Annotated in this window: 26 protein-coding genes and 2 pseudogenes; 20 read left to right on the top strand and 8 right to left on the bottom strand. The window is 61.9% G+C overall.

Going from position 1 to position 25,683, the window contains the following annotated elements; translation table 11 throughout:
• Positions 1-61: 61 nt before the first annotated feature.
• From PZN02_RS26990 to PZN02_RS26965, 6 genes are all read left to right on the top strand, one after another.
• On the top strand, positions 62-1,507 hold the full coding sequence (locus PZN02_RS26990; protein ID WP_280662020.1) for an aldehyde dehydrogenase family protein: 1,446 nt from the start codon (positions 62-64) through the stop codon (positions 1,505-1,507).
• Positions 1,508-1,521: 14 nt separating this feature from the next.
• Positions 1,522-2,286: a creatininase family protein gene (locus PZN02_RS26985; RefSeq protein WP_280662019.1), complete on the top strand. Its 765-nt coding sequence runs from the start codon at positions 1,522-1,524 to the stop codon at positions 2,284-2,286.
• Entirely contained in the window at positions 2,283-2,426 is a 144-nt protein-coding gene (locus PZN02_RS26980) for a hypothetical protein (RefSeq protein WP_280662018.1), read from the top strand. Before PZN02_RS26985 ends, PZN02_RS26980 begins: the two co-directional genes overlap by 4 nt.
• Positions 2,423-2,674, top strand: a complete 252-nt coding sequence (locus tag PZN02_RS26975; RefSeq protein WP_280662017.1) for a hypothetical protein — start codon at positions 2,423-2,425, stop codon at positions 2,672-2,674. Before PZN02_RS26980 ends, PZN02_RS26975 begins: the two co-directional genes overlap by 4 nt.
• Before the next feature lie 79 nt (positions 2,675-2,753).
• Positions 2,754-3,491, top strand: coding sequence for a FadR/GntR family transcriptional regulator (locus PZN02_RS26970; RefSeq protein WP_280662016.1), 738 nt, complete (start codon positions 2,754-2,756; stop codon positions 3,489-3,491).
• A gap of 144 nt (positions 3,492-3,635) precedes the next feature.
• Entirely contained in the window at positions 3,636-3,770 is a 135-nt protein-coding gene (locus PZN02_RS26965; RefSeq protein WP_280662015.1) for a hypothetical protein, read from the top strand.
• A 23-nt stretch (positions 3,771-3,793) separates the two neighbouring features.
• Here the strand turns inward: PZN02_RS26965 and PZN02_RS32185 are convergent.
• The 5 genes and pseudogenes from PZN02_RS32185 to PZN02_RS26940 form a co-directional block, all read right to left on the bottom strand.
• Positions 3,794-3,847 (bottom strand): annotated as a pseudogene (locus PZN02_RS32185) (hypothetical protein); the annotation flags it as partial.
• Positions 3,848-3,867: 20 nt separating this feature from the next.
• Positions 3,868-4,860, bottom strand: a complete 993-nt coding sequence (locus tag PZN02_RS26955) for a substrate-binding domain-containing protein (RefSeq protein WP_280662014.1) — start codon at positions 4,858-4,860, stop codon at positions 3,868-3,870.
• A gap of 37 nt (positions 4,861-4,897) precedes the next feature.
• Positions 4,898-5,671: pseudogene (locus tag PZN02_RS26950) on the bottom strand (ABC transporter permease).
• A gap of 212 nt (positions 5,672-5,883) precedes the next feature.
• Positions 5,884-7,395 carry a sugar ABC transporter ATP-binding protein gene (locus PZN02_RS26945; RefSeq protein WP_280662013.1) on the bottom strand — a complete coding sequence of 504 codons (1,512 nt, stop codon included), beginning with the start codon at positions 7,393-7,395 and terminating at the stop codon, positions 5,884-5,886.
• Entirely contained in the window at positions 7,395-8,120 is a 726-nt protein-coding gene (locus tag PZN02_RS26940; protein ID WP_280662012.1) for a GntR family transcriptional regulator, read from the bottom strand. Before PZN02_RS26940 ends, PZN02_RS26945 begins: the two co-directional genes overlap by 1 nt.
• 89 nt (positions 8,121-8,209) lie before the next feature.
• Between PZN02_RS26940 and PZN02_RS26935 the strand changes: the two genes are divergently transcribed.
• The 9 genes from PZN02_RS26935 (at position 8,210) to PZN02_RS26895 (ending at position 16,457) form a co-directional block, all read left to right on the top strand.
• A complete protein-coding gene (locus tag PZN02_RS26935) occupies positions 8,210-9,082 on the top strand; it encodes an SMP-30/gluconolactonase/LRE family protein (RefSeq protein ID WP_280662011.1) in 873 nt (290 codons plus the stop codon).
• A 62-nt stretch (positions 9,083-9,144) separates the two neighbouring features.
• On the top strand, positions 9,145-10,173 hold the full coding sequence (locus PZN02_RS26930) for a sugar ABC transporter substrate-binding protein (protein WP_280662010.1): 1,029 nt from the start codon (positions 9,145-9,147) through the stop codon (positions 10,171-10,173).
• Positions 10,174-10,218: 45 nt separating this feature from the next.
• Positions 10,219-11,739: a sugar ABC transporter ATP-binding protein gene (locus PZN02_RS26925; protein ID WP_280662009.1), complete on the top strand. Its 1,521-nt coding sequence runs from the start codon at positions 10,219-10,221 to the stop codon at positions 11,737-11,739.
• Positions 11,736-12,743 carry an ABC transporter permease gene (locus PZN02_RS26920; protein WP_280662008.1) on the top strand — a complete coding sequence of 336 codons (1,008 nt, stop codon included), beginning with the start codon at positions 11,736-11,738 and terminating at the stop codon, positions 12,741-12,743. The genes PZN02_RS26925 and PZN02_RS26920 overlap by 4 nt, the downstream gene beginning before the upstream one ends.
• Positions 12,740-13,234, top strand: a complete 495-nt coding sequence (locus PZN02_RS26915) for a lactoylglutathione lyase family protein (RefSeq protein ID WP_280662007.1) — start codon at positions 12,740-12,742, stop codon at positions 13,232-13,234. The genes PZN02_RS26920 and PZN02_RS26915 overlap by 4 nt, the downstream gene beginning before the upstream one ends.
• A 12-nt stretch (positions 13,235-13,246) precedes the next feature.
• Positions 13,247-14,266 (top strand): C-terminal binding protein, encoded by a 1,020-nt coding sequence (locus PZN02_RS26910; protein WP_280662006.1) that lies wholly within the window; start codon positions 13,247-13,249, stop codon positions 14,264-14,266.
• A gap of 11 nt (positions 14,267-14,277) precedes the next feature.
• The gene (locus PZN02_RS26905) at positions 14,278-14,949 is read left to right on the top strand and encodes an RraA family protein (RefSeq protein ID WP_280662005.1); all 672 of its coding nucleotides are present in this window, start codon (positions 14,278-14,280) and stop codon (positions 14,947-14,949) included.
• 453 nt (positions 14,950-15,402) lie between these two features.
• Positions 15,403-15,864, top strand: coding sequence for a mobile mystery protein A (locus PZN02_RS26900; protein ID WP_280662004.1), 462 nt, complete (start codon positions 15,403-15,405; stop codon positions 15,862-15,864).
• Entirely contained in the window at positions 15,861-16,457 is a 597-nt protein-coding gene (locus tag PZN02_RS26895; RefSeq protein ID WP_280662003.1) for a mobile mystery protein B, read from the top strand. The genes PZN02_RS26900 and PZN02_RS26895 overlap by 4 nt, the downstream gene beginning before the upstream one ends.
• Positions 16,458-17,072: 615 nt before the next feature.
• Here the strand turns inward: PZN02_RS26895 and PZN02_RS26890 are convergent.
• The gene (locus tag PZN02_RS26890) at positions 17,073-18,176 is read right to left on the bottom strand and encodes a GntR family transcriptional regulator (RefSeq protein ID WP_280662002.1); all 1,104 of its coding nucleotides are present in this window, start codon (positions 18,174-18,176) and stop codon (positions 17,073-17,075) included.
• Between the two features lie 86 nt (positions 18,177-18,262).
• Here PZN02_RS26890 and PZN02_RS26885 point away from each other — a divergent pair, with 86 nt between their 5' ends.
• The 5 genes from PZN02_RS26885 to PZN02_RS26865 all read left to right on the top strand — a co-directional run bounded on the left by PZN02_RS26885 (position 18,263) and on the right by PZN02_RS26865 (position 22,997).
• Positions 18,263-19,006 carry an SDR family oxidoreductase gene (locus PZN02_RS26885; protein ID WP_280662001.1) on the top strand — a complete coding sequence of 248 codons (744 nt, stop codon included), beginning with the start codon at positions 18,263-18,265 and terminating at the stop codon, positions 19,004-19,006.
• Positions 19,007-19,044: 38 nt separating this feature from the next.
• On the top strand, positions 19,045-20,085 hold the full coding sequence (locus tag PZN02_RS26880) for an Ldh family oxidoreductase (protein ID WP_280663292.1): 1,041 nt from the start codon (positions 19,045-19,047) through the stop codon (positions 20,083-20,085).
• A gap of 114 nt (positions 20,086-20,199) precedes the next feature.
• Positions 20,200-21,192, top strand: coding sequence for a C4-dicarboxylate TRAP transporter substrate-binding protein (locus PZN02_RS26875; RefSeq protein ID WP_280662000.1), 993 nt, complete (start codon positions 20,200-20,202; stop codon positions 21,190-21,192).
• A gap of 34 nt (positions 21,193-21,226) precedes the next feature.
• Positions 21,227-21,685: a TRAP transporter small permease gene (locus PZN02_RS26870; protein ID WP_280661999.1), complete on the top strand. Its 459-nt coding sequence runs from the start codon at positions 21,227-21,229 to the stop codon at positions 21,683-21,685.
• The gene (locus PZN02_RS26865; RefSeq protein WP_280661998.1) at positions 21,675-22,997 is read left to right on the top strand and encodes a TRAP transporter large permease; all 1,323 of its coding nucleotides are present in this window, start codon (positions 21,675-21,677) and stop codon (positions 22,995-22,997) included. Before PZN02_RS26870 ends, PZN02_RS26865 begins: the two co-directional genes overlap by 11 nt.
• An 834-nt stretch (positions 22,998-23,831) precedes the next feature.
• Here the strand turns inward: PZN02_RS26865 and PZN02_RS26860 are convergent.
• Both PZN02_RS26860 and PZN02_RS26855 read right to left on the bottom strand, forming a co-directional pair.
• Entirely contained in the window at positions 23,832-24,170 is a 339-nt protein-coding gene (locus PZN02_RS26860) for a ProQ/FINO family protein (RefSeq protein ID WP_425336315.1), read from the bottom strand.
• A 622-nt stretch (positions 24,171-24,792) separates the two neighbouring features.
• A complete protein-coding gene (locus PZN02_RS26855) occupies positions 24,793-25,146 on the bottom strand; it encodes a phasin family protein (protein ID WP_280661997.1) in 354 nt (117 codons plus the stop codon).
• Positions 25,147-25,683: the final 537 nt, after the last annotated feature.

Genomic DNA, 25,683 nt, shown 5'->3' with positions numbered 1-25,683 from the left:
AGTTGAATTATACGAACCACTTGAGATCAATTGCAACCAGCATCGTAGAGCAGGTCGCGGGATGGCGCATAACGGCGAAACCAATTTCATCGGTGGGCACTGGCGCGGCGATCCGCAGGGCGAGACCAGGCCGCAGCATTCCCCGATCGACGAAAGTGCCATCGGGCTGCTGTGCTGGAGTTCGCGGCAGGCGGCGATCGATGCCATCGCCGCAGCGCGTGCGGCCCAGCCGGGCTGGCGCAAGGTCTCGACCTGGGATCGCGCCAGGACGATGCGCCGGATCGGCGACGCCATCACAGCAAAGCGCCAGGAACTGGCGCGGCTGCTGACGCTCGAGCAGGGCAAGCCCTATGCCGAGGCATATTTCGAGGTCGGCAAGTCGGCCGACGGCTTCAAACTCGCGGCTGACCTGGTGAAATATCTCGAGGGCACCACCATCCCGACCGAGGATCCGACCAAGAGGGTGATGACCTTCTACCAGCCGCGCGGCGTCTACGCCGTGGTGACGCCGTGGAATTTTCCGGTCAACATTCCGGTCGAATACATCGCCCCCGGACTCGCGGCGGGCAATAGCATCGTTTGGACGCCGGCACCGACCACCTCGCTCGTCGCCATGGCGCTGGTGGAAGCCATCCAGGACGCCGACCTTCCGCCCGGGATCCTCAACCTGGTGACCGGCGCCGGCAATGTCGTCGGCGACGAGATCGTCTCCAATCCCGGCACCGATGCCGTGGGCTTTACCGGCAGCGTGGCGACCGGCAAGATCATCAGTCAGCGCGCCGCAGGCAAGCCGCAGATCATGGAGCTCGGCGGCAACGGCCCGGTGGTGATCCTCGACGATGCCGACCTCGATCGCGCCGCCGCGGCGACCGCATCGGGTTCGTTCGTCAATGCCGGTCAGGTCTGCTCCTCGTCCGAGCGCATCCTGGTCCACCGCAAGGTCTATGATGCCTTTGCCGGGCGCATGGCCGCGGCGGCGCGCGCGGTCGTCCTCGGCGATCCGCGCAAGGAAGGCGTGACCATGGGCCCGCTCAACAATGAGGGCGTCGCACGGAAAGTGGCTGAGCATGTCGGCGATGCCGTCTCCCGCGGCGCCACCGCGATCGCCGGCGGCAAGTTCCCGAAGGGCGCCCTGAGCCCGCTCTACTTCGAGCCCACCGTACTGACCGGCGTCACCCGCGATGCGATCATCAACAGCGAAGAGACTTTTGGACCGGTGGCGCCACTGCTCGTCTTCGACAGCGATGAGGAGGCGTTCGAGATCGCCCGCGACAACCGCTACGGCCTAGTGTCCTCGGTTTTCACCCAGGATATCGACCGCGCCTTCCGCTATGTCGAGGAAATGCCGACCGGGATCGTCAACATCAACGACACCTCGAACTATTGGGAGCTGCACATCCCGTTCGGTGGCGTTTCGGGCAAGGACAGCGGCACTGGGCGCGTCGGCGGCAGACACGCGCTGACCGCCATGTGCGACCTCAAAACCGCAACCTTCACGGTGCGATGATGCGCTGGGAGGAAATGACCTCGCCCGAAATCGGCGCGCTGGACCGCGCCGCGACGGTGGTCATTCTGCCGCTCGGCTCCGTCGAGCAGCACGGCAACCACATGCCGCTCGGCACAGATACCCTGCTGGCCCAGGCGGTGTCTCTGGCGGCGGCGGAAACGGCGGGCGACACAATCGTCATGCCGCCACCCTGGTATGGATTCTCAGCCCACCACATGCGCTTCCCCGGCTCGATAACGCTGCGCCCCGAAACGCTGATCGCCGTGGTCGAGGACGTGGTCGCCTCGGTGGTAACACACGGCTTCCGCCGCATCCTCATCGTCAATGGGCACGGCGGCAATAACGGCGTGATCGACGTGCTGGCCTCAACGCTCGGCCACACCCATTACGGTGCCGCCCGGATCGCTGCGCTCACCTACTTTGCCCTCGCGCGCGAGGCGATCGCAAAACTGCGCAAGTCGGAAAGCGGCGGCATGGGCCACGCCTGCGAGTTCGAGACTTCGATGGTCCAGCACCTCCGGCCCGAGCTGGTGAAGATCGCCCTTGCCGAGACCACCTACCCCGACCCGGGCTCGCGCTACCTCACCACCGACCTGCTTGGAGCACAGGCCATCCGCCTCTACCACGACTTCGGCGACCTTTCGCCCACCGGCACCCTTGGCGACCCGGCGCTCGCCAGTCCAGAAGCGGGAAAGGCCTTCTTCGACGCCGTCACAAGCGAACTCGCCACGTTCATTGCCAACTTCCGCTTCTGGACCATTCCGGAGCGGCGGCCGTGATCGAACCGCTGAGAGTCGGCGTCATCGGCCTCGGCTTTTTCGGCGGCCGGCACGCCCGGGTCCATGCGGATCATCCCGCCGCCGGGCTGATCGGCGTCGCCGACCTCGATCCGGTGCGGGTCGCCGGGTGGCCGGCATGACCGGCGCGCTGGGTTTGCCGAATACCACAAGTTGCTCGCGCATACCGCCGCGGCGAAACCCAACTCTGGTCCGAGATCAACGGCAGGATCGCCGGCGGCTGGCCGACGAAATCGACCATGCCGTCAAGGCGATGCTGGCCGGCACGCCCTATTTGCAGCGCTACCGCGAGGCCTACAACGCCATTCCCGTGCTCGACGTGCTGGCGGAATCGGCGCGTAGCGGCCGGCCTGTTGCGCTGCGACGATGAACGCACCAGATTGGGCGCGAATCGTTGACAATGGTGGGCCGATTCGGCTCATTGCCGACCACCTCGAGGATCTGCATTGATGACCATGACTACTGCATTGCCGCAACTGACCGCCATCAGCACCAAAGACCGGGCGACCCCGTCGCTGGTTTACCGGTCGCTGCTGCGCAGCATCAAGGACGGGCTGATGGTGCCGGGTGCCAAGCTCCCCAACGAGCGCGAGCTCGCCCAGCAGCTCAACGCCAGCCGCACGGCGGTGCGCAGCGCGCTGGCGATGATGGAGCGGCAGGGCCTGGTGCGCCGCCGCGTCGGCAGCGGCACCTTCCTCACTGACGATGCACACGACATATTCGGGCGCATGGACCAAACCAACGCCGCAAGCCACGAGGCCGTGCCGTCCTTCGCCGAGATCGTCGAGGGGCGTCTCTTGTTCGAGCCGGCAATGATGCACCTCGTCGTCAGCCGGGTGCAGGAGCACGAGATCGTCGAAATGCGCCGCATCCTCGAAGTGATCCTTGGCGCCCCCACTTGGGAAGATTTCAAGGAAAGCATCTACGCGCTGCACCGGCAGATGTTCGCCTCGACCAAGAACAAGTTCCTCGAGCAGATCATGGTCTCGATCCTGGACGACCGCCGCGCCGTGCTGTTTGACGGTCACGACACCGACAAGCCAGCGCCTAGCCCGGTGAAACAGCAGTCCTACAAGGACCTCAAGTCGATTGTCGACGCAATTGCCGACCGCAACGGCAAGCGCGCCGAGGAGCTGGTTTCCAACCACCTGATGCGGACGCTTGCGACGATCACCATTTGGCAATAGGTACGCTTGGCCCAGAACTGGCCGACCGAGGGCCCCATTGAATGGCAGCTTCGCTTCTAGGCGAGCCGTGAATTCGAGCATGCCGGTTGGGAAACTGTCAGTAAAGGATACGAGCGGCATTTTGCGCGTCTCACCACGCAGACCGTGCCAGCTATTTTGGCTGCCGCACGTGTTGCCAAGGGAATGCACGTGCTCGACGTCTACACCGGCCGCTCGCGCGAGCCGCCCTGGAGCGAGGGGCGCAAGTCCTTCAGGACCTTCGCCCACGAGGCGATATAAGCGGAGTGATCGTCGCGCGGCTCGATCGCGAGACCGAGGTCGGTGGCAAGAAAAACGCTGCCTAATTCGGCACCCAATTCCAGCCTAGCTTAGCTAGCTAGTGCTTGAACTGCGCCACGTTTGCCTTGGTGAGCTGCATGACGCCAGTCTCCACCTTCTCCGGCAGTGGGTTGATGCCTGCGGCTTTATAGTCCGGCACCACTTTCATGGCGCCTGTGTTGAGCCAGTGCAGCAGATATACACCGAGAAAGGCCTCGACATAGGATTTCTGCACGACCGATCCGACGATCGTCCCATCCTCGATATAGGGCAGCATGTCGTCGTTCCGGTCCATGGCGACGATCTTCACCTTGCCCTGGAGGCCGGCTTCGGTGACCGCAATCGCAGCCCCCTTGCCGCTGTCGCCATCGGTGCCGCCGACGCCGATCACATCGGGATGGGCAAGCAGAGCCTGGCTGTAGGCGGTCGGCGCGTAAGAGGGGTCGGCCTTGTCGTTGACGACATCGACAACCTCGATTCCCGGCGCGTTCTCCTTGAAATAGGTCTTGTAGCCTTCCACACGCTCCAGAACGGAGGGGGCCGGGAACGAGCCGAGCAGCACCTTCCCTTTTCCGCCGATCGCGTCGGCAAGCATCTTGCCGCCGACCTTGCCTGCCGCGAGGTTGGAAATGCCGAGATAGATCTGGCGCTTCGAGCCGGGCGCGTCGCCGATGATCATGGCGACGGGAATGCCAGCCTCCACTGCCCTGTCGATGCCTGGCGTGAGCGCGGCGGCATCGGCGGGGAAGATGAGCAGGCCCGCGGGTTTCTTGGCGATGAGCTCATCGAGCTGGCGCGCCTGCGCGGCGGTGTCGAAATCGAGCGGCCCTGTGAAGGCTGTCTTGACGCCCAGAAGCTTCGCGCAATCTTCGAGCGCCTTGCGATGGTCGACCCAGAACGGAACCTGGGTGACGCAGGATAAGAAGACATATTCCATCCCGGCTCCCTGCGCCAACGCCTCCGCGCTGAAGCCAGGCAGCAGGCTGAGGCCCGCCAGGCCCAGTCCTCCAAACTTGAGAAGATCGCGGCGATCCATGTCGAGTGTGGTCATTTTTTCCTCCCTTGCCTTTAACCGTCGAGACGACGGTTCATTCGTTGCCGCGGCGCACGAGCATGTCGAGTGCGACCGCGGCCACCAGCACGGTACCGGTGACGATCATCTGCCAGTAGATCGATACTGCCAGCATGGTCATGGCGTTGTTGATGAGGGCGACGAAGATCACCCCGAGGAAGGCGCCGAGAACCGTCCCTTCGCCGCCGCGCAGACTGGCGCCGCCGATCACTGCGGCTGCGAGAACCTGCAGCTCAAGCCCGGCGCCAGCGGTAGGGGTGCCGCTCATCAGCCTGGAGGCAAGCAGCACGCCGGCGAGCGCGGCAAGCAGGCCCGAGAGCATATAGGCGACGATGCGGACGCGCTCGACAGGCAGGCCCGACAGGCGCGCCGCCCTTTCATTCGATCCGATGTAATAGATTTGGCGGAAGAAACGTACATGCCGCATGGCCAGATCGAACAGGACGACCAGCCCGAGCGTCGTCTAAACCAGGAAAGGGATGCCAATAAACTGCGCCTTGCCGGCCCAGGCGAAGGCGGCCGGCAGGTTTGACAAAGAAAAACCTTCTGTGAGCACCAGTGCTATCCCTCGCGCGATCGACATCGAGCCTAGGGTTGCGACAAGCGGGTTGACGTTGATCTTGGTGACGACCAGCCCGTTCGCCAATCCGATCGCGGCGCCGAGCGCGAGCGCGGCCAGGACCGCGAGCGGGATCGGCCAGCCGTCGATGATTAGCAGCGCCACGATCGTGCTTGCGAGCGCGAGAACGGAGCCGACGGACAGGTCGAAACCGCCCGAGGCGAGCAGCATTGTCATGCCGATGGCGATGATGGCGGTCGGCGCCATACCGACGGTGATCGCCCGGAAATTAGCCATGGAGAAGAAGAAGGGAGAGGCCAGCCAGGTGGCGATGATGAGTGCCACGATGAGAAGGGCGAGCGTCAATTCGCGCGTCTCGATGATGAGACGCAGGAACTGCCTGCAGACCAGCTGAACTGTAAGGCGGCGCATGTTCTCGGCTCTCATGCCACCGCTCCACTTTTATGGCCTCGTGTTCCCGCAGCGAAGGCCATGACGAGTTCTTCGGTTGCGCTTGCGGTCTCGAGCTCTGCCGCGATCCGGCCCTGCTGCATTACGATGATGCGGTTGGTGAGCGCAAACAGTTCGGGCAGGTCGGATGAGACGAACAGGACCGCCTTGCCTTGGGAGGCGAGGCGGTGGATTTCCTGATGGATGTCCTGTTTGGCGCCGATGTCGACGCCCCTGGTCGGCTCATCGATTATGATGATCTCGGGCCTCCTTTCCAGCCACTTCGCGATCATCAGTTTCTGCTGATTGCCACCGCTGAGCTTGGCGGCCGCCGCGCAAAGCCCGGGGACCCGAATGTGAAAGCGCTCGACGGCTTTTTTCGTCGCCTCGCGGCCCGCGGCCGCGTTGAGCAGTCCGTTCCGGCTGAACCGGCCAAGCGCTGTCACGATGATGTTGTCTACGACCGATTTCGTTACAAAGAGCCCTTCCTCCTTCCGGTCTGCAGGCACATAGGCGACGCCGAGCCGCATCGCGTGACGGGCATCATGGAAGCGCACCGGATGTCCGCGAACTTCAATCGTGCCGCAATGAACCGGAACGATTCCCGCCAAAGTCCGCGCAAGCTCGTCCCGGCGTGCACCCATCAGGCCCGCCAACCCCACCACTTCGCCGAAGCGCAGGGTGAGGTCGACGCCTGAAAACTCGCCCCGTCGTCCCAAGTTTCGCGCCTTCAGCGCGACCCCACCGCCGGCCTGAGCCGAAGGAGCCGTCAGCGCCGCGAAGTGGCGGCCGACCATGTCCTGCACCACCAGATCGGGTGATATTGCGTCCGTATGATTTGTGCTCACCAGCCGCCCATCGCGCAAGACCGTGATCCGGTCGGCAATGCGGAAGACCTCGGGTATGCGATGACTGACATAGACAATGCCGATTCCGCGCTCCTTGAGGCCGCGCAAGACCTGAAAGAGCGCCTCCACCTCGACCGCATCGAGCGCGGAGGTCGGCTCGTCGAGGAGCAGGATCCGCGAGCTGAGCGACAGCGCCTTGGCGATCTCCACCAGTTGACGCATGCCGACCGGCAACCGCTCCATGGGCCGGTCGACGTCCACTTCGACACCGAATTCAGCCAGAATGTCCCGCGTCCTCCGCCGAAGCTCGCGCCATTGAACAAGGCCGAAATGGGTGGGTGCGCGGCCGGCAAAGACATTCTCCGCGACCGTCAGCGAGTGAGCGAGACTGAGCTCCTGAAAAACCGTCCCGATGCCAAGCGCCTGCGCCTTTGCGGGCGTATCGATTGTGACCTGTCGAGCGTCTATCTCGATCGAGCCTGCGTCGGGCGCGACGACCCCTGACAATACGCCGAGCAGTGTAGATTTCCCGGCACCGTTCTCGCCCAAAAGCGCGTGAATTTCGCCGGCTAGCAATTCGAAATGGATGCCTTGGAGCGCCCGGGTCATTCCGAACGAGCGTGAAATGCCGCTTAATCGAAGGAGCGGCTCGGCCATCACATCGCCTCCGGAACCTCCTTGTCGGCAGCCGCTATGTCCTCGATCTCGGCCGAATAGGTTTCCCGCGTCCGCCCGATATGGACATCCAGGATGGCGAGCGTTGCGGCGAGGTCGCGCTGCCGCACCGTCTCCAGCATCTGGCGGTGCTCGCGGAACGACATCTTGGTGTGGAGCGGCTTGGTCGCGAGATGGGTCCTGAGAGCGGCGATCTTGCCGACATTGCGTTCGTAGGCGTCGCGCAGATAGCTGTTGCCGCAATGCTCAAGGAAGGTGGCGTGAAAGCGGGTGTCGAGCTCTAGATAGGCTCGCTGATCACCGCGCTGTTGGGCGGCCGTCATCTCCGTGACGACCGCCCCCAGATCGGCCGCGAAGGTCTCAGGATTGCGCGAGATCGCGAGCTTCAGCGCTGCCGCTTCGACCGCGCTCCGAAACTCGCAGATCTCGTGGACTTCGCGGGCACTGAGCGTGAACACGAATGCGCCGCGCTGAGGATAGATCAGCACCAGGCCTTCATTGCGCAATTGAGCGAGCGCTTCCCGCACCGGGGTCTTCGAGACGCCGAGATCATCTGCGAGCTGCCGCTCCGAGAGCGGCTGCCCGAGTTCGAGGTCGCCGTGAATGATCGACGAACGCAGGTGTGAAAGAACCGTCTGCGCCAGCGATTTGGGGCGCTCAATGCGCCGAACGCCGGAATTGCGGTATATTTTCGGTTTGTCTGCCATCTGGAATGTGATATACCAGACAGCAGCACATGGGACAAGCGGTTTGATGCGGCGCGCCACGCTTTAAGAGCGCTCCGGGATAGGATCGCATGGACAGGGCTGAGCTTCTCCTTGATTGCCACAACCAGCACGGCGAGGGTGTGCTGTGGAACCCTAAGGACGGCCGCGTCTGGTGGACGGATATCCATGGCTGGCATCTCTGGTGGTACGAGCCTGAGTCCGGCAGGTCCGGTTCTGTTACCATGCCCGACCGGGCGTGCTGCTTCGCGCCCCGGCGGAGCGGAGGGTTCATCGTCGCCTTCGCCAAGCAAATTGCGTTCTTCGATCTGGAAAGCGGCGCTGTGTCCTCCATCCATCGCTTCGAGCCCGACAATCCGGACACGCGCCTCAACGACGGCCGCACCGATCGCCAAGGCCGCTTCATAGTCGGCGGCATGAACGAGGGTTCCTCGGAGCCGGTTTCCACCGTCGTGCGTGTCGATCCCGACGGATCGGTGTCCACCATCATCAGCGGGGTCGGGTGCGCCAATAGCACCTGCTTTTCGCCGGACGGGCGGACGATGTATTTCGCCGACTCCTTCGCCGGCACGATCTGGGCCTTTGACTACGATCCTCGCACAGCCCTCCCCTCCAACCGCCGCGTGCTGAAGGATTTTCAAGGCGAAGCCGGCATTCCGGATGGCTCGTGCGTAGATGCCGAGGGTGCTGTGTGGAACGCGGTCTGGGAAGGCCAGCGGATCGTCCGCATCCTTCCCGACGGCAGGGCCGACCGGACGATCGAGGTGCCGGTCTTGAAACCAACATGCTGCGCCTTCGGCGGAGCGGAACTGGATACGCTCTACATCACCACGTCACGGCTGGCCATGACCCCGGAGCAGCTCGCAGCGGAGCCGACGGCCGGGGCGCTTTTTGCATTCCGGCCCGGCGTGCGCGGCCTCGCAGACCAGCCTTTCGCCGGATGAGAAACAACAGGAGGAAGCGCGCAACGCTCGGGGAGAACAGGATGAACGTCATGAGAAGCACAATGAAAATTCTCGCTACCGGCCTGGCGCTTGCCATAGGGGTGGCCGTTGGAGCCGCGTGGGCACAGGACCCTTACCCGGCGCCGAAACCGCTACAGGCGTCGGCCCAGGCTCCCATCAAGAGCTTCAAGGGATCGAAGGAAGCCCATATCGCCTACATGCCGCCGGCGACCGAGTTCAACTACTACATCGCGATCGGCGAAGGCATAAAGAAGGAGGCCGCCAAGCGCGGCATCGACACCTTCCTACTCGCGCCGCAAAGCGGAGCCGACATCAACGGCCAGATGGGCATGCTGCAGGACGTGATCACGCGCGGCGTCGATGCGATCATCCTCTCGACGCATGACGAGCACGCGGCGGCTCCCCTTGTGAAGCGCGCGGTGGATGCCGGAATTGCAGTGGTGATCGTCAATTCCGACATTCCAGACTTTCCTGCCCCTGTCCACGCGGTGGTCGGCTATTCGCAGCGCAAGGGCACGCACAAACTCGGCGAATATGCCCTGAAATTGACTGGCGGAAAGCCGATGATCGTCGGGATTCTGGAGGGGCAGCCCGGCTATCATTCGACCGAGCGGGTGGGCGGATTCCTCGACGCCATCAAGGGCTCGAATTTCAAGGTCGTCGCCAGCCTAGACGGCAAATGGAACGTCGAGGGCGGTAACGCCGCCGCGATGGACATGCTGCAGGCGCATCCCGATATCCAGTTGATCTTCGCTGCCAACGATTACGAGATCATGGGCGCCGCGCAGGCTGCGAAAGCGCTCGGCCGCACCGACCTTCTATTGTTCGGCAATGACGGGGATACCGGCGCCGGCCTGGAGCAGATCGCCGCCGGCAACGTCACCGCAACGGTCGACACAACGCCCTTTGTCATGGGCCAGATCGCGCTCGCCATCACCGCCGACATCCTCGACAACAAATATCCGGGCGGCTGGGTCGAGACCCCGACGCAGATCGTCGACAAGAACAACGTGATCGAGATCCTGCGCCATCCCGAAACGCTCTATCCGATGCCCTCCAAGGCATATTGATGCGCAGGAGCATGGCAGATCGCTGGATCCCGCCGGGAGCAACACGTGACACATGGTGAAGTTATGAGCGTGGACAGCGATACCGTCTGGGAGTTGCGGGGCATCAGCAAGGCATTCGGCGTGGTGCTGGCGAATGACGATGTTTCGCTCGCGCTTCGCCGGCACCAGATCCATGGGCTCGTCGGCGAGAATGGCAGCGGCAAGACCACTCTTATCCGGACGCTTTCAGGCGCGCACCAGCCGGACGGGGGCATGATCCTGCACGAGAGTGCGCCCGTCACGCTCGACAGCACGCTCACGGCCCGCTCGCTCGGCATTGCCACGGTGTTTCAGGAGTTTTCTCTCGTTCCTGAACTGACTGTCGCGGAGAATGTGTTCCTGGGGCGATGGCCCGGCAGCTACTTCAGCATCGATTGGCGCTCCATGCACGAGGCGGCGCACAGAACCCTGATGGAGCTCGAGCTCGACATCCCTCCGGACGCTGTGGTCGGCGAGTTGCCGGTCGCGCAGCAGCAGCTTGTGGAAATCGCCAAGGCGATGGCGGCGAGGGCGAGCCTGATCGTGCTCGACGAGCCGACCACGGCGCTCGGGGTGACGGAGATCGAGCATCTGCACGAGCTCCTGAGGCGGGCACGAAAAAACGGCGCGGCGATCCTCTATATTTCCCATCGGCTCGACGAGGTTGTCGATCTCTGCGACGTGGTCAGCGTCATGCGCAACGGCCGCATTGTCAGCGGAGCCGACCACACGCCGCTCGATGTAGGCGCCATCATCTCGCTTATGATCGGCAAGGAGATGGAGGAGCAGTACCCGAAGATCCATTGCAGGCAGGGCGAGGTGCTTCTGGAAGCGCTCGGCATCTCCGCCGATCCCACGCTCCATGACGTGAGCTTCACTCTCCATCGCGGCGAAGTGCTCGGATTTGGCGGGCCGCTCGGCTCCGGCCGAAGCGCTATCGCGCGCGCCCTGTTCGGCGTGGTGCCGCTGGCCGGCGGAGAAATTCGGCTGCATGGAAAGGCGCAAGTGATTCGCAGCCCGGCGGACGCAATCGCCGCCGGCATCGCGCTCCTCACCGAAAACCGCAATATCGACGGCCTGTTCTTCAACTTCACCGGCCCGCAGAACATCACTGCCGCAAGCCTCGCCGATCTCGACCGTGGTCTCTGGCTCGATCTTGCGCGCGAGCGCAAGGTGGCGGGCGATCTCATCCGCAGCCTGCGAGTAAGCCGTGCCGCCGAAACCGAGCTGGTCGGCCGGCTGTCAGGAGGCAATCAGCAGAAGATCCTGCTCGCGCGATGGCTGAACGCCAATGCGGAGGTCTTCATTCTCGATGAGCCGACCAAAGGCATCGATGTCGGTGCCAAGGTCGCCATCTACCGGCTGATCAACGAGCTGACCGCAGCGGGGGAAGGCGTCATACTGATCAGCTCCGACGACAAGGAGCTGCTCGCCATGTCTGATCGCATCGCGATTGTGCGGCGGGGCCGCATCATGCGCATCGCCGAGGCGAAGACGCTGACCAAGGCCGAGCTCATGGGCGCCGGAGAAAGGCGGGATGCGGCATGAAGCGTCTGTTTTTCCTTCCCGTCACCGGCCCGGCGATCGCCACGATCGTCGTTGCGCTTCTCGTCATGTCCACGACGGACCGTTTCCTTACCCCAGGCAACCTAAACAATCTCGCTCTTCAGGTCAGCATCGTCGCTCTCGTGGCGATCGGTTCCACGGCGGTAATCATCGTCGGCGGCATCGATCTGAGCCCCGGATCCATGATCGCGCTTCTGACAATGCTGCTCGCCATGATGCTGAAATTCTGGGGCTTCGGATTTTGGCCTGCCGTTGTGCTCGCTCTTGCCACCGGCGCTGCGATCGGCGCCCTCAACGGAGCGATCACCGCCTATCTCCGCATTCCGGCCTTCATCACCACTCTCGCCGGCCTGAGCGCCTATCGCGGCCTAGCATTCATGTTCAACAACGGCTCGCCCGTCTTCGAGGCGTCGGATCGTCTCGAGCCGCTGTTCTACGGCAGGCTGGCCGGCATCCCGCTTCCCCTGATCTATATTGTTCTGTTCTTCGCGGTCGCCCATTGGCTTATGCGGCGCACCCGCCTCGGACGCTCGATCTATGCGGTGGGTGGCAATGCCGAGGCGGCGCGGCTATCCGGCATCAAGGTGCGGCGTATCCAGCTTTGCGCGTTCACGTTGGCTGGCCTGATGGCGGCGATCGGGGCGGTTCTGATGGCGGCGCGATTGAATTCGGGCTCGCCCAACTACGGCGCCGGCCTCGAATTACAGGCGATTGCCGCAGCCGTGATCGGTGGCGCTAGCCTCGCGGGCGGGCGCGGTGACATGGTGGCCACTCTCTTCGGTGCGCTGACGGTAACGATCGTTCAGAACGGACTGAACCTCAATGCTGTGGCGACATCCACGCAGAATGTCGTGATCGGCGCGATCATCGTTCTGGCCGTGGCGATCGACATGTGGCGCGGCGAGCTCAGCCGCGGATTCGTCTGGGCCCTCGGTCTGCTGCACTCGGCGCGAGGCGCACGGCGGGAAAGGAGGAAAGCGCAATGACAGCCATCACGTTTTCCCATATCGGCGTCACCGTCCCAGATCTCGAGAAGGCGGTCGCGTTCTACGCGAAGGCCTTCGGCTTCTACGTGATAATGCCGCCGACCGAAATCCGGCACGACGACAGCGCTATTGGACAGATGTGCGACGATGTGTTCGGTCCCGGGTGGGGAAGCTTCCGCATCGCCCATCTCTCGACAGGCGACGGCATCGGTATCGAGCTCTTCGAATTCCCCAGAACGGCGCCGGAGGAAAAGCCATTCGAATATTGGCGGCCTGGCCTTTTCCATTTCTGCCTGCAGGACGAAAATCTCGAGGAGCGGGTCAAGATCATCGAATCGCTCGGCGGCCGGCAGCGGATGAAGCAGGTGCGGTTCTATTATCCGGGGCAAAAGCCCTACCGGATGGTCTATTGCGAGGACCCGTTCGGCAACGTCATCGAGCTCTACAGCCATTCCTACGAGCTCACCTATTCCGCCGGCGCCTACGTCTGAAAGGAAGCGAGCATGGCGCGCAAACCCAAGGTCGTCATCACCGACTACGACTATGGCAATCTCGACATTGAGCTGCCGATCCTTGAAGCGGCGGGAGCCCGGGTTGTCGCCCTGCAGGCCAAGTCGGAGGAGGAGCTGTTCGAAGAAGCGCGCGACTGCGATGCGATCATGAATCAATATGCGCGTGTGGGTTCGGCGACCATCGATCGCATGGAGCGCTGCCGGGTGATTGCGCGCTACGGCGTCGGCGTGGACATTGTCGACGTCGAGGCCGCGACCCGGAAGGGGATCCTCGTCACCAATGTCCGCGATTACTGCACCGACGAGGTGGCCGACCACGCCATCGCGCTCTGGCTGGCGCTCGCCCGCAAGCTCATTCGCTATGACGCGGCGATCCGCAACGGCATCTGGCGTTGGCAGACGGGCAAACCCGTTTGTCGTCTCAAAGGCCGCACCATGGGAATCGTCTCTTTCGGCAAGATCGGCCAGGCGATAGCTGAGCGCGCCAAGGCGTTCGGCGTCACGATCATCGCCTATGATCCCTACCTAGCCGAAGGCATCGCCGAAGCGAAGGGGGTCGCGCTTGTCGGGAAGGACGAGATCCTTGCCCGCTCGGACTATCTGATGATGCAGGTGCCGATGACGGCCGAGTCGCATCATTTTCTGGGCGAGGCCGAGCTTGCGAAGATGAGGAAGGACGCCATCATCGTGAATACCGGCCGCGGCCCGACGATCGACAACTGTGCTCTCGCCAAAGCCCTGGCTGAGGGGCGCATTGCCGGTGCCGGCCTCGACGATCTCGAGGAAGAGCCGGCAAAGCTCAGGAACTGGAACCCCTCCAGCAATCCTTTATTCTCGCTCGAAAATCTGATCGTCACCTCCCATGTCGCTTATTATTCCGAGGAATCGATCCGGCTCGCCCGCGAGACGGCCGCCTCGGAGGTCGCTCGCGTGCTGAAGGGCGAGCGCCCGCTCAATCCGGTGAACGAAGTGTCGCTGGGCGGGCAAGACGGTGACCTCCGGCGGAATTGAAAGAGGTTAAAATGCTGAAGCTGTTCAACGATTTCGAGCGCAATCCTGCGCTCGCCGCGAAATTCGATGCGGTGGCCCAGTGCTACAGCGCCTCCTGCGTTTTTGCAGATTCCCAATACCGCCAGGGGGTGATGGATTCCGAGATCAAGCCGGCCTTCCCGGCCAAGATCGTCGGACAGGCGGTGACGGTCCAGCTCTCGCCCGGCGATCTCGTGGACCCGCTGCGGGCAATCGAGATGAGCGGTGTCGGAGACGTGATCGTGGTCGATGCCGGAGGCGATCGCCAGACTTCGGTTTGCGGCGGGCTGATGGGCGGCCTTGCGCTCAATCGTGGCATCCGGGGCATGATCATCGACGGCGCCGGTCGGGACATTGATGAGCTGCGCGACATAGGATGGCCAATCTGGACCCGCGCCATCACCGCGCGCGGCACCCACACCATGTATTCCGGACGCAAGGAGGAGCTTTCCGTCAATGTGCCGATCCAGTGCGGAGGGGTGACGGTCAATCCGGGTGATTTCGTCGTGGCCGACACGATCGGCGTGACGGTCGTCCCATTGCCGATGGCGGAAGTGGTCCTCGAAGCGGCACGCGAACAGGCCGAACGCGAGCAGAAGACTCGGGAGCGGGTCGCTCAGGGGAAAACGCTCGAGGATCTGCTCGATGAATTCGGCCGGCTTTAGAGACCGATCGAGGGTACCTCTCCCACTCCGCCAACTGAGGGTTGGTCGACCGCATGCATAATCATTGTCGCTAATCTATTGCCGCTGTGGACCGCAGAAGGCATTCGAAGCGGAGGCGCTAGATCGCAGCACGACCGCCTCGACAATCGGATACATCCGCCTTGAGGCGATTCGAACCAGAGAACCTTCAATTTAGTGCGTTGCGAACTCGAGAACGCAGGGCGTGACAATAGCTATGACAGTGTCTCACGGGTCATCTCCATCGGAATTTTTCTCTAGTTTTAGGAACACCCGGAGGCTACAGACTGATTTTATCGCCTGTGTCTCAGGCTGCAGGCTGATTTTATGTCTCGTGTTGCCAGCCTATAGACTGACCAATTGATCTTGTTCGTCAGGCTCTGAGCTGATAAAGTAGCGTCCAAGATCAGCTTGCAGGCTGGTGATAGGAGCACGATGAAGAGCAATACTCGCAAGAGAGCACGGCTCCGCCTCGACGAGCGACTTCAGTCGCTCCAGCCGATTGATCGGTTCAGGGCGCCGCCGAGGGGATGGGTGCGCGCGCTACGCGATGCCCTCGGCATGACGGGCGTGCAGCTCGGCGCGCGCATCGGCATCCGACCCCAGACTGTCGAAACGATCGAGAAGTCGGAAGCGGCAGGAACCATCCAGCTCAACACGCTGCGGCGCGCCGCCGAGGCGCTGGATTGCACGCTCGTCTACGCCCTCGTTCCCAACAGCTCGCTTGAGGCAGTCATTGAGGCTCGGGCACGCAAGATCGCAATACGCGAGCTGCAGCGTGTCGCGCATACGATGCGGCTGGAAGCGCAAGGCACGGACAATGCCGATTTCGAATCTCGCATCCAGGCATATATCCGCGACAAGCTCTCTGAGCGCGATCTCTGGAACGAGATATGACGGATCTCTTCCAGGAGCCTGAGGACGCGACACCGCTTGAACCGCAGGAGCGAGAGGGGCTGCTCCAGACCTGGATCACTCACCGCAACGACCTCAACGAGGCAGAACAGGAAAACATCGTGGAGGGTGCGGCCTGGGCGCGCGCGCGGCGGCGCGTGCCGCTCGAGCGGATGCTCAGCGAAGACTTCATGCGGACACTGCACAAGCAGATGTTTGGGGAAGTCTGGCAGTGGGCCGGTACGTTCCGGACGACCGAGCGCAACATCGGCATTCAAGCCTATCGCATAGGGATGGACCTGGCGAGCCTGATGGACGACATCCGATACTGGATCGAGCATGAGACCTTTCCGCCGGATGAGATCGCGATCAGGTTCCATCATCGCCTCGTCGCGATTCACCCGTTTCCGAACGGAAATGGCCGTCACGCGCGCCTGGCGGCTGACCTTCTGATTGAGCGGCTCGGCGGCGAGCCTTTCAGTTGGAGTGGTGGCAGCTTGGCCAACGTGGGCGAATTGCGCGCGCGTTACGTCGCCGCGCTACGCGCAGCGGACAATCATGATATCGGTCCGCTGCTGGAATTCGCGCGCAGCTGAGTGCAGAGATTGTCGTTCCAGTTTACTTAACCCGGCGCCAGCCCCTCGAACCGGCAACCGATCGCCGGTGCCGGCACGCTTCGTCCGATGACGCGAGGGCTGCCTATCAGGCTGTCGCCGGGCTTCTAGTGGTTGCGCTTGATGGTGAGTGGCCGCCGTTGTTCGATCTTAACCTCGGCGATCATGCGCTAGTCGATCCCTTTGCGCCGCCGCCAAAACTCCGTGGCGAGCCGACGCTTTGGATGGCGATCCCCAAGCTGCCAGGCGAAGAAGAGCTGGAACGGGCGGAGGCGTGCTTGGAAAGCCTAAATCGCTCATGAGAGGGTGTCATTTCGCCCCCAGCCGGAACCGACCCCCGGCACGGCGGCTGGACAGCCCGTCTCGAGTAGAAAATGAAACATCCCGGTTCTCCATTTGAATGACGTGGGAGAAACGGAAGGGAGCGAGTTCTATTCCGCCCGACCGGGCGCAAGGAAGTGGCCGTGAGTGAATACGCCGAATGGAGCTGGCGCTTTTCGTCGCTGCAACTTTTGCCGCGAGCTATGCTGGTCTGCCTTTGCGCCATCGCACTGCTCGCGACAACCAGCCCCCTCTGATAGAGCTCACCGATGCGCCTCACTCGGTCCCGATGCGATGGAGATATGGCAGGTCTTCGGCCGTGAACTCACGGGCAATGACATCGATGCGCGCAATTGCGCGCTCGCGAGAGACACGAAGATGGTGCTCAAGCGCCTTGGCGGCATCTTTGATCTTGCCGCTTTCAAGCCGCCGAACGATTTCAAGGTGCTCAGGCAGGAAGGGCTCGGTCTCGAAAAGCCGCGGCGTCCATCTGTAGAGAAAATGGTGGGCGATCAGCAGCGACTGGTGAAGCGTGATCGCCTGCATAAGCGTGCCGTTGCCACAATAGCCGAGCAGCGCGACATGCATCTCCTCTTCAAGACTGTCGAGGGTATCCCCTCCGATCTGGTGGCCATTGGCGATGGCACTCTCGAGGTGCTCACGCATTCCGGCAAGGAAGCCTGGCGGCAAATTCGGCGCCGCTTTCACCAGTGCCAGCGGCTCCAGCACCCAGCGGAGTTCATAAAGTTCACCCACATGGGCAGGCGTGAGCGCCGGCGCATACCAGCGTGACCGATCATCCTTGCGAATGACGCCGCGCTGTTGCAGCCGTCCGACCACATCGCGGGCAACGGTGCGGCTCACGCCATAGTGACGGGCGAGCACCGCCTCGTTCACGCGCCAGCTGGCAAATGAAATGCGGGCAACGATCTCGCCCTCCACTTCGCCATAGATGCGTTCCCAACTCGACGAAGAGACAAGGCGCATATCTCCTGTAAGAGGGATCCTGGGCTTTCGGTCGGAAGGCCTTCCCGCAAGCATCCCGACGACATAGCCACGGCCGCTCGCTTTCGAGACCAGCCCGCCTCGCTTGAGCTCAATCAGCGCCTGGCGCGCCGGCGTCCGGCTGATACCGAACTGGGCGGCGATATCCGATTCGTGCAAACGCGCGCCCTGCGGCAATATCCCTTCCTCGATCTGCTTTGCCAATATCTCGAAAGCGCGTCGGTAAAGACGGGGAACCGCGCCCGATGCTGCCAAGCCGGCTTGCCTCCTTTCGTGCTCGAACGATCTTTCCGGCACTGTCTTCTCCGTCACCGCAGCCGCCGCGTAGGACCGGCGGAAGCCTTCGGCATAGGCGCCACACATCGTTTCCGACAATTGCGGTTGTTATAGCATCCCGTTTTGTTTAGTGTACACAAAAGACGTTTTGACCGTCTCCTCCATCCGGAGGCTTAGGAAAAAACATGTCCGGGCGGCTTTCGGGCAAGCGCGCATTCGTGACAGGCGCGGGACAGGGCATCGGGCGCGCGATTGCACTTGCTTTCGCCAAGGAGGGTGCCGAGGTCGTCGCGGCAAGCCGGACGCTTTCGAAAATGCTGGACCTTCCTGCCCTCTCGCCCGCGATTGCCCCAATCGCCCTCGATGTCACGGACGCAAAGGCTGTCGAGCAATCGATCGCCGATGCGGGCCGTATCGACATCCTCGTCAACTGTGCCGGATGGGTTCACAACGGCACCTTACTCGATTGCAGCGACGCCGACTGGGCCAGAAGCCTTGATCTTAATGTGACCTCCGCTTTTCGAATCACCCGCGCAGTGCTGCCGCAGATGATCAGCCGAGGCAGCGGCTCTATCGTCAATATCGCCTCCGTCGCCTCCAGCATCTCGGGTGTGCCGGGCCGTGCCGCCTACGGCGCGAGTAAGGCTGCCCTGATCGGCCTCACCAAGGCCGTCGCCCGTGACATCATCAAGAGCGGCGTGCGATGCAACGCCCTATGCCCCGGAACCACGCATACACCATCCCTGGAGGAGAGGATCCAGGCGACGGATGACCCGGAGGAGACGCGCCGCCAGTTCATTGCCCGGCAGCCAATGGGCCGGCTCGGGACAGTGGGGGAGATGGCGGCAGCAGCAGTTTATCTCGCTAGCGACGAATCCGCTTTCATGACCGGTCAGCTTCTCGTGGTCGATGGAGGACAGACATTGTGAATGCGGTGACCGCACATGATGCCACACCCAAGAAAGCCATGATCGCGGCGCTGGAAGACTTCTGCCGAGCCGTGCTGTCGGCGGCCGGCGCCGATGCGGCGACAACCGATGCCGCTACCCGCGCAATGCTGCACGGATCGCGCCTCGGCATCGACAGCCATGGCGTGCGGCTGCTCCATCATTATGTGACCGTCCTGACCAAGGGCCGGGTCAATCCTCGCCCGCAGATGCGATTCGCCTCGGCGTTCGGTGCCGTTGCCTCGCTCGACGCAAATGACGGCCATGGCGCACTTGCCAGCTACCGCGCCATGGAGCACGCCGTGCAACTCGCCGCATGTTTTGGCATTGGTGCTGTCGCAATCCGCAACTCGTCGCATTTCGGACCGGCGGGCGCATACGCCATGGCGGCTGCCGATGCGGGTTATATCGGTCTTGCCGTCTGTAATTCCGACAGCTTCGTGCGGCTGCACGATGGCGCGCGACGCTTTCACGGGACCAATCCGATCGCCTGCGCCGTACCCGTTCCGGAAAACCGCCCCTGGCTTCTCGACATGGCGACGAGTGCGATCCCTTACAACCGCGTTCAACTCTATAAAAGCACCGGGCAGAAGCTGCCCGCCGACGTCGCCTCCGCGGCAGGCGGAGAGGAGACGGACGACCCCCAACGCGTGGAAATGCTCGCGCCCTTGGGTGGCGCCTTCGGTTTCAAGGGCGCGGGGCTTGCCGGTCTCGTCGAAATCCTCAGCGCCGTCCTTACCGGCATGAAGTTGAGCTTCGATCTCGCGCCGATGGCCGGCCCCGATCTCAGCACGCCGCGCGGCTTGGGCGCTTTCATGCTTGCGATCCGCCCCGACGCGTTCATCGACCTACGGACATTCCAGGACGGCATGCGGCGCTATGTCGAAACATTGCGCAACTCGCCCGCGCGGGCGGGCGCAAGGGTGCTTGCGCCCGGCGATCGCGAATGGGTCGCGGCCGATCGCCGCGAGGCCGACGGGATTCCGATCGATCCGGAAACGGAACGGGCCTTCCGTGAACTGGCGCTGCGGTTTGGCGTCAATCTGTGTTTAGCCGGGTAGAAGGCCGGATGACAGCTCACACCGCCGATCATGAGGGGCGGGCATTTCAAGAATGTTGGATAGCGTGTCCCTGAAAGGTTGAGGGAGGTTTCAGGCAAGCACAGAAGGAGGAGCATGATGATAACGAACAAGCGATCGGCCGCGATCTTCACGGCTTTGGGCGCGGTCATTCTTGCCTGCGGGATGGCCCAGGCACAGGATAGCTATACTTTGCGCTTCAACCATGTCCTCGGACCTGGCGAGCCTTATCATCAAGGCTTCCTGAACTGGGCTAAGCGCGTTGAAGAGCGCACCAAGGGTGGGCTCAAAATCGAGGTATTCCACAGCGCCCAGCTCGGCGTCGAGGAAGACATTATCGAGCAGATCCGTCAGGGCGCCAATATCGGGCAGAATACCGATGCGGCACGGCTCGGCAACTACGTCCCGGGCATTGCCGTCGTGAACGGCCCTTATTTCGTCGAGTCGCTCAAGGACGCTTTTGCGCTCGGAAAAGCACCCACAATGGCCGCATGGCAGAACGAGTTGGCCGAGAAGCATGGCCTCAAGGTCGTCTGTTTCGACTGGGTGCAGGGGTTCCGAAACTTCTTCACCAATAAGGAAATCCGCACGCCGGAAGACCTAGCCGGCCAGCGCATCCGCACGCCGCCCGCGCCGATCTGGCAGGAGTCGATCCGCGCACTCGGCGCGGAGCCGGTGGCGATGAATTTCGGCGACATCTATCCCGGCCTGCAGCAGCAGGCGATCGACGGCGCGGAACTGGTCTATCCCAATATCACGGCAGCCAATCTGAACGAGGTGCTGAAGTTCGCGAACGAGACCCGGCACATTCTCCTGGTCAATTTCCAGGTCGTCAGTTCCCAATGGTTCAACAATCTGCCTGAAGAATATCAGACGGCGCTGGTCGAGGAATGCCACAGTGCCGGCCAGGAAACCTCAAAAGCGGTCGAGGCGGCGGAGGCGAAAGCCAAAGCCACCCTTCAGGAGCGGGGCATGACCGTTGTCGAGGACGTCGATCGCGAGGCGTTTCGGCGGGCCGGAGAAAAAGCCTATGAAGCCCTCGGCGTGGTCGAAGCCAAGAACAAGGTGCAAGCAGAGATCGGCAAATAAGCCGATTTGAGGCTGGACATCGGGAGGATCGCTCATGCGCGCGCTCTATTCCTATCTCCTGAAGCTGGAAGCCATCATCGCCGGCACTTTTCTTGTGCTGATGGTCGTCCTGATTTTCGCCGGAGGTGTCGCCCGCCTCCTGCATCACCCGCTGAACTGGACGATCGACCTTGCGACTTGCTTCTTCGCCTGGGCGGCGTTTCTCTGCGCCGATATCGCCTGGCGTAATGATACCCTGATGTCGATTGACGTCGCGGTTGCCCGCGCACCTGAGCGGCTGCGGCGCGCTCTGCTCTATTGCAACTACCTGATCATCTCCGCCTTCCTGATCTATGTCATCTATGCGGGCGTCTGGCTTTCCTGGATCAGCCGGGCACGCAGTTTCCAGGGTATTCCCGGGTTGAGCTATTCCTGGGTGACGATGAGCATGCCTGTCGGCGCGGCGCTTCTATTGCTGACAACGGCCCTGAAATGGCGCGCGGATGAGGGATGACGCAATCCATAACGACACGGTAGGCGCTATGCTGCTCGTAACACTCGCCTTCATCATTCTCCTCCTCATGGGGATGCCGGTCGCTTTCGCAATCGGCATTTCGGGCGCGCTGTTCTTCCTGCAGCATCCGGAGCTACCCTTCACGATTCCGGTCCAGGTGACGGTGTCTCAGACACAGAACTTTGCGCTTCTAGCCATCCCACTCTTCATCCTTGCCGGCAATTTCATGAATAAATCGGGCATTACCGAGCGTCTTCTCGATCTTGCCTCGGTTCTCACCGGCCGCCTGCAAGGAGGATTGGCTCAGATCTCGATCGCACTTTCAGCACTGATGGGCGGTGTCTCGGGCTCTGCTATCGCCGATGCAGCGATGCAGTCGCGCATGCTGGGCGATGAGATGATCAAGCGGGGTTTCACGAAGGGCTTTGCCGCCGGCGTCCTCTCCTTCGGCGCAGTGCTGACGCCGATCATTCCGCCCGGCATTGGAATGATCCTCTATGGTACGATCGGCCAGGTTTCCATCGGCCGGCTCTTCGCTGCCGGTTTCGTGCCGGCCATGCTGCTCTGGATCGGTCTGTCGGCCGCCATCTGGTTAACCGCCAGACGGCGCGGCTACCAGCCGGAGCGACAGACGAGGCCGACCGCACGCGAGTTTGCCACCGCATTGGGCGGCGGCATTTGGGCGCTGCTCTTTCCCGTCATCCTGCTACTCGGCTTGAGGATGGGCGTTTTCACACCGTCCGAAATCGGTTCCTTTGCTGTTCTCTATGCCATCTTCATCGGCGTCCTGGCCTACCGGAAGATGAAGCGGAAGAGCTTTCTGGAGGCGCTTGAAGGAAGCCTCGCCGATGTCGGCTCCATCATGTTCCTGATCGCATTGTCGGCGATTTTCAGTTACGGCATCGTGCTTGAGCGCGTGCCGGAGGTCGTGTCTGGCTGGATTCTCGGTATCACCGACAATCTCTACGGTGTGATGGTGCTCGTGGTGCTCTTCATCCTCGCCATCGGCTTCTTTGTCGATGCAACGGTTCTCATCATCATGCTGACGCCGATCTTCCTGCCGCTGGTACGGCAGCTCGGCGGCGATCCTGTTCATTTCGGCCTTGTCTTCATTATCGCCGCCACCATCGGCAATTTCACGCCACCCGTCGGCGCGGCGATGTATGCCGTCTGCTCGATCCTGCGATGTCCGATCGGAGATTATGCGCGGGAATCAATACCCCTCTTCGGGGCGGTGGCAGCGGTCACGCTGGTGTTGATCTTTGTTCCGCAATTGGTGCTGATCGTGCCCGACATCATATTCGGGGGCTAATGCATGTCGCCCGAAAGCGTGCAGCGGTTTCGGGGCAACGACATGCACGAAAAAGAGATGGAAGGCGCGTCGCGGACATACCAGAATCCAAGGACGAGCCCTCACCGGAATGTTCCGTCGTACATCCGCCAGGTCGTTGATGCCGCTGCCCGGCCCGATCGCGACGATCGGCGCCGCCGATCTCTGAACTTGGCCAGTCTTCGCGGAGGGTCGACGAATATCACCAGCAGGAACCGGACGGACATAAAGATGTATGCCGGGATACCTGTCCTTGCGCTCGCGAGAAAGGCGATCAACATGGCTGCTGCGATCTATATTCCGATCGTGAAGGGGCTGTCGCTTTGCAGCTAATCGTGAGAATCGCATCCCAACGATATCAATTGGTTAGCATTGCAATTAATTTGAGAACGGGCATTTAAGTTGAGAACTGCGCCGAGCCTTTTCCAGTTAAACTGAGATTCGGCTGCGGTGTGCATCATGGTCAAGCATTTTTGGGAGTTGGACTACATCTTCAGAGAAAACAGGACCTTACCCCTTCGCGATTGCATCGAAGCACGGAGATTTGCGTTTACGATTCTCATATTTAAGTGCCAAGCTTTACCGGAACGGCCGCATTCTTACGATTAGCTGCCAAGCGACAGCGGCATTGCTTGCCGGCGCGAATTGCTCTCCCATCTCTCACGGCCTCGCTGGAAAGGGACCACAAGCTTGCCATCGTTTATGACAGTTTTGTGACGTCTGGTCTTGCAATGAAAGAGTGAAAACAAAGTGAGTTCCGGAGGCCCGGGCCCAATTTCTCCGACTCGACAGTAAATTGATCCGCCGGAAAGCCCCTCATCGATGATCGCGGCGGCCGAGCGATCGACGCCGCTTCGTCTCAACGACAAGACCCGCAGGCCGGTCGGCCGAAAGCTTGGCCTTGTTCTCTGCTCGTTTAGGATCTGGCTTCGCTGATGACTCCGGCTCTGGTTTTGGCTCTGGCGATTGCTCGGCTCCTCCCTTCGCAAAACGCGCAAGCAGCCAAGCCTGGGCTGTCGCCGCCTCTGCTTCTGTCACTTCACCGGCGGCTTTGCCGTCGAGATCAATGCGTGTCGCACCGGGGAGCAGTTGCGCCAGGTATTTGCCCGTTCTGGTATAGGCGTGCAGTGCTCTGCTCAAGTCCTCGTCCGACAATTCGCTATCAAGCGTGCGAATGTCTGCACGAATGCCAACCTTAAGCGGCCTCGGCGAAACGCCGCTCGCCGCGGACCAGCGGGCGCGTCGGGCCGGGTGGCTGACGGCAGTCCAGCGCCGTTCTTGCGTTTTCTATCCCCGACAGGCTCTTTGACACACATTCATGTTAACGAGGCGCCCAATTGCGCGACTAACGAAGGTGACAGGGCTTGACCATGCCGACCGAAAAGCAATGGAAATCACCTTCGGTGCTCTTTGCCTATCTATCGGAAAAATGGCCTGACGCTTTCAACGCGAAGGCGGAAGTGACGCACAGTGCTCCGCAGGTGGGGTCCTCATGAGCGCTTGCAGCATCACGCCCCCGGACGATGGCCTCATCCGCAAAGGCGCAGCCCCGAAGGTGCAGATGAACTGATCCGCCCCTTGGGATTCATAAGGAGACAGCCAAAGGGGAGAACCGGGATGTTTCATTTCCTGCACAAAGAGCCGCGTCCGATCCGCTTTCTCTGCCGTCCGGAGGATCGTGACGTGATTACGCCAGCGGCTCCGGCAAAGCGGTGCTACCGGAAGGCCGGCCGCGGCAACCGCGACCGGCCATGAACGATGGTGATGGTCCTGATCGTCAGGCGGCACCGGCGCTCTTCACTGCAGCGGTCGCCTTGGCAACCGGTGCCTCATAGGGCTTGTACGCATCCTTGGCAAGATCCGCGTACATCTCGCCGATCTTCGTTGCTTCGGCGAAGAAACCTTCGTAGCTCGACTTCAGATAGTTGGTCTGAAGCTCGAATGCCGCCTCCAGGCTCTTGGCGTTGGCAAGCTTCTCGAAATGGGCGATGCTCTCCTCAAAGCTCTTCTTCGAGTAGCCTGCCGCTTCAGTCGCAATGGCCTGGAAACCTTTGGTCAGGGCGGAATAGCTCTTCACGGCCACGTCCATGGCTTCCTTGCTCTTCTTGTTCGCATCTTCGAAGTTCAACATCGGGGTGTCTCCTTTTCATCGGAAGGGACCGAATACAACTCTAGGTACGCCGCACAAAACTGCGATTGCACCATGCATCGCAACGGAGCACGTTTTTGCAACGATTTGATGGAACTTCGGTACACTTTCAAAGAAGGACGGAGGCGCGCGTTTGGCGCTGCCAGATCTCGTGGTGGCAATCGCCTTCGTCACATCGTCAGAGGGTTCGCCCTTGCAACTTTTCCACGGCCCAGGCTCGGAAGCGATGCATCACGCACCCTGGTCGTTCGTTCCGACGGTGCTGGTCCCGATCTGGCTGATCGTGCACGCGATTAACGCCCTGCAGCTCCGGAGCGCCAAACTGCGAGCATGGGATATGGTGTGGACGAAACGATCGCACAGGAAATCATGCCCTTGAGAAGGCATTGGTCGCCGATGCTGCCGGCGTCCCACCGCGACAGGAAACGACTTTAGATGTCCGCACAACTCGTTGTTCGCTAGCGTGGCCACAGAGATCGGCCGTCGAGGATTGCGTTCCAATCTGCAGGGCCTTCAACC

It is taken from the genome of Sinorhizobium garamanticum (assembly GCF_029892065.1).
Classification (GTDB): Bacteria; Pseudomonadota; Alphaproteobacteria; order Rhizobiales; family Rhizobiaceae; genus Sinorhizobium; species Sinorhizobium garamanticum.
This window is presented reverse-complemented; position numbering and strand designations above follow the sequence as displayed.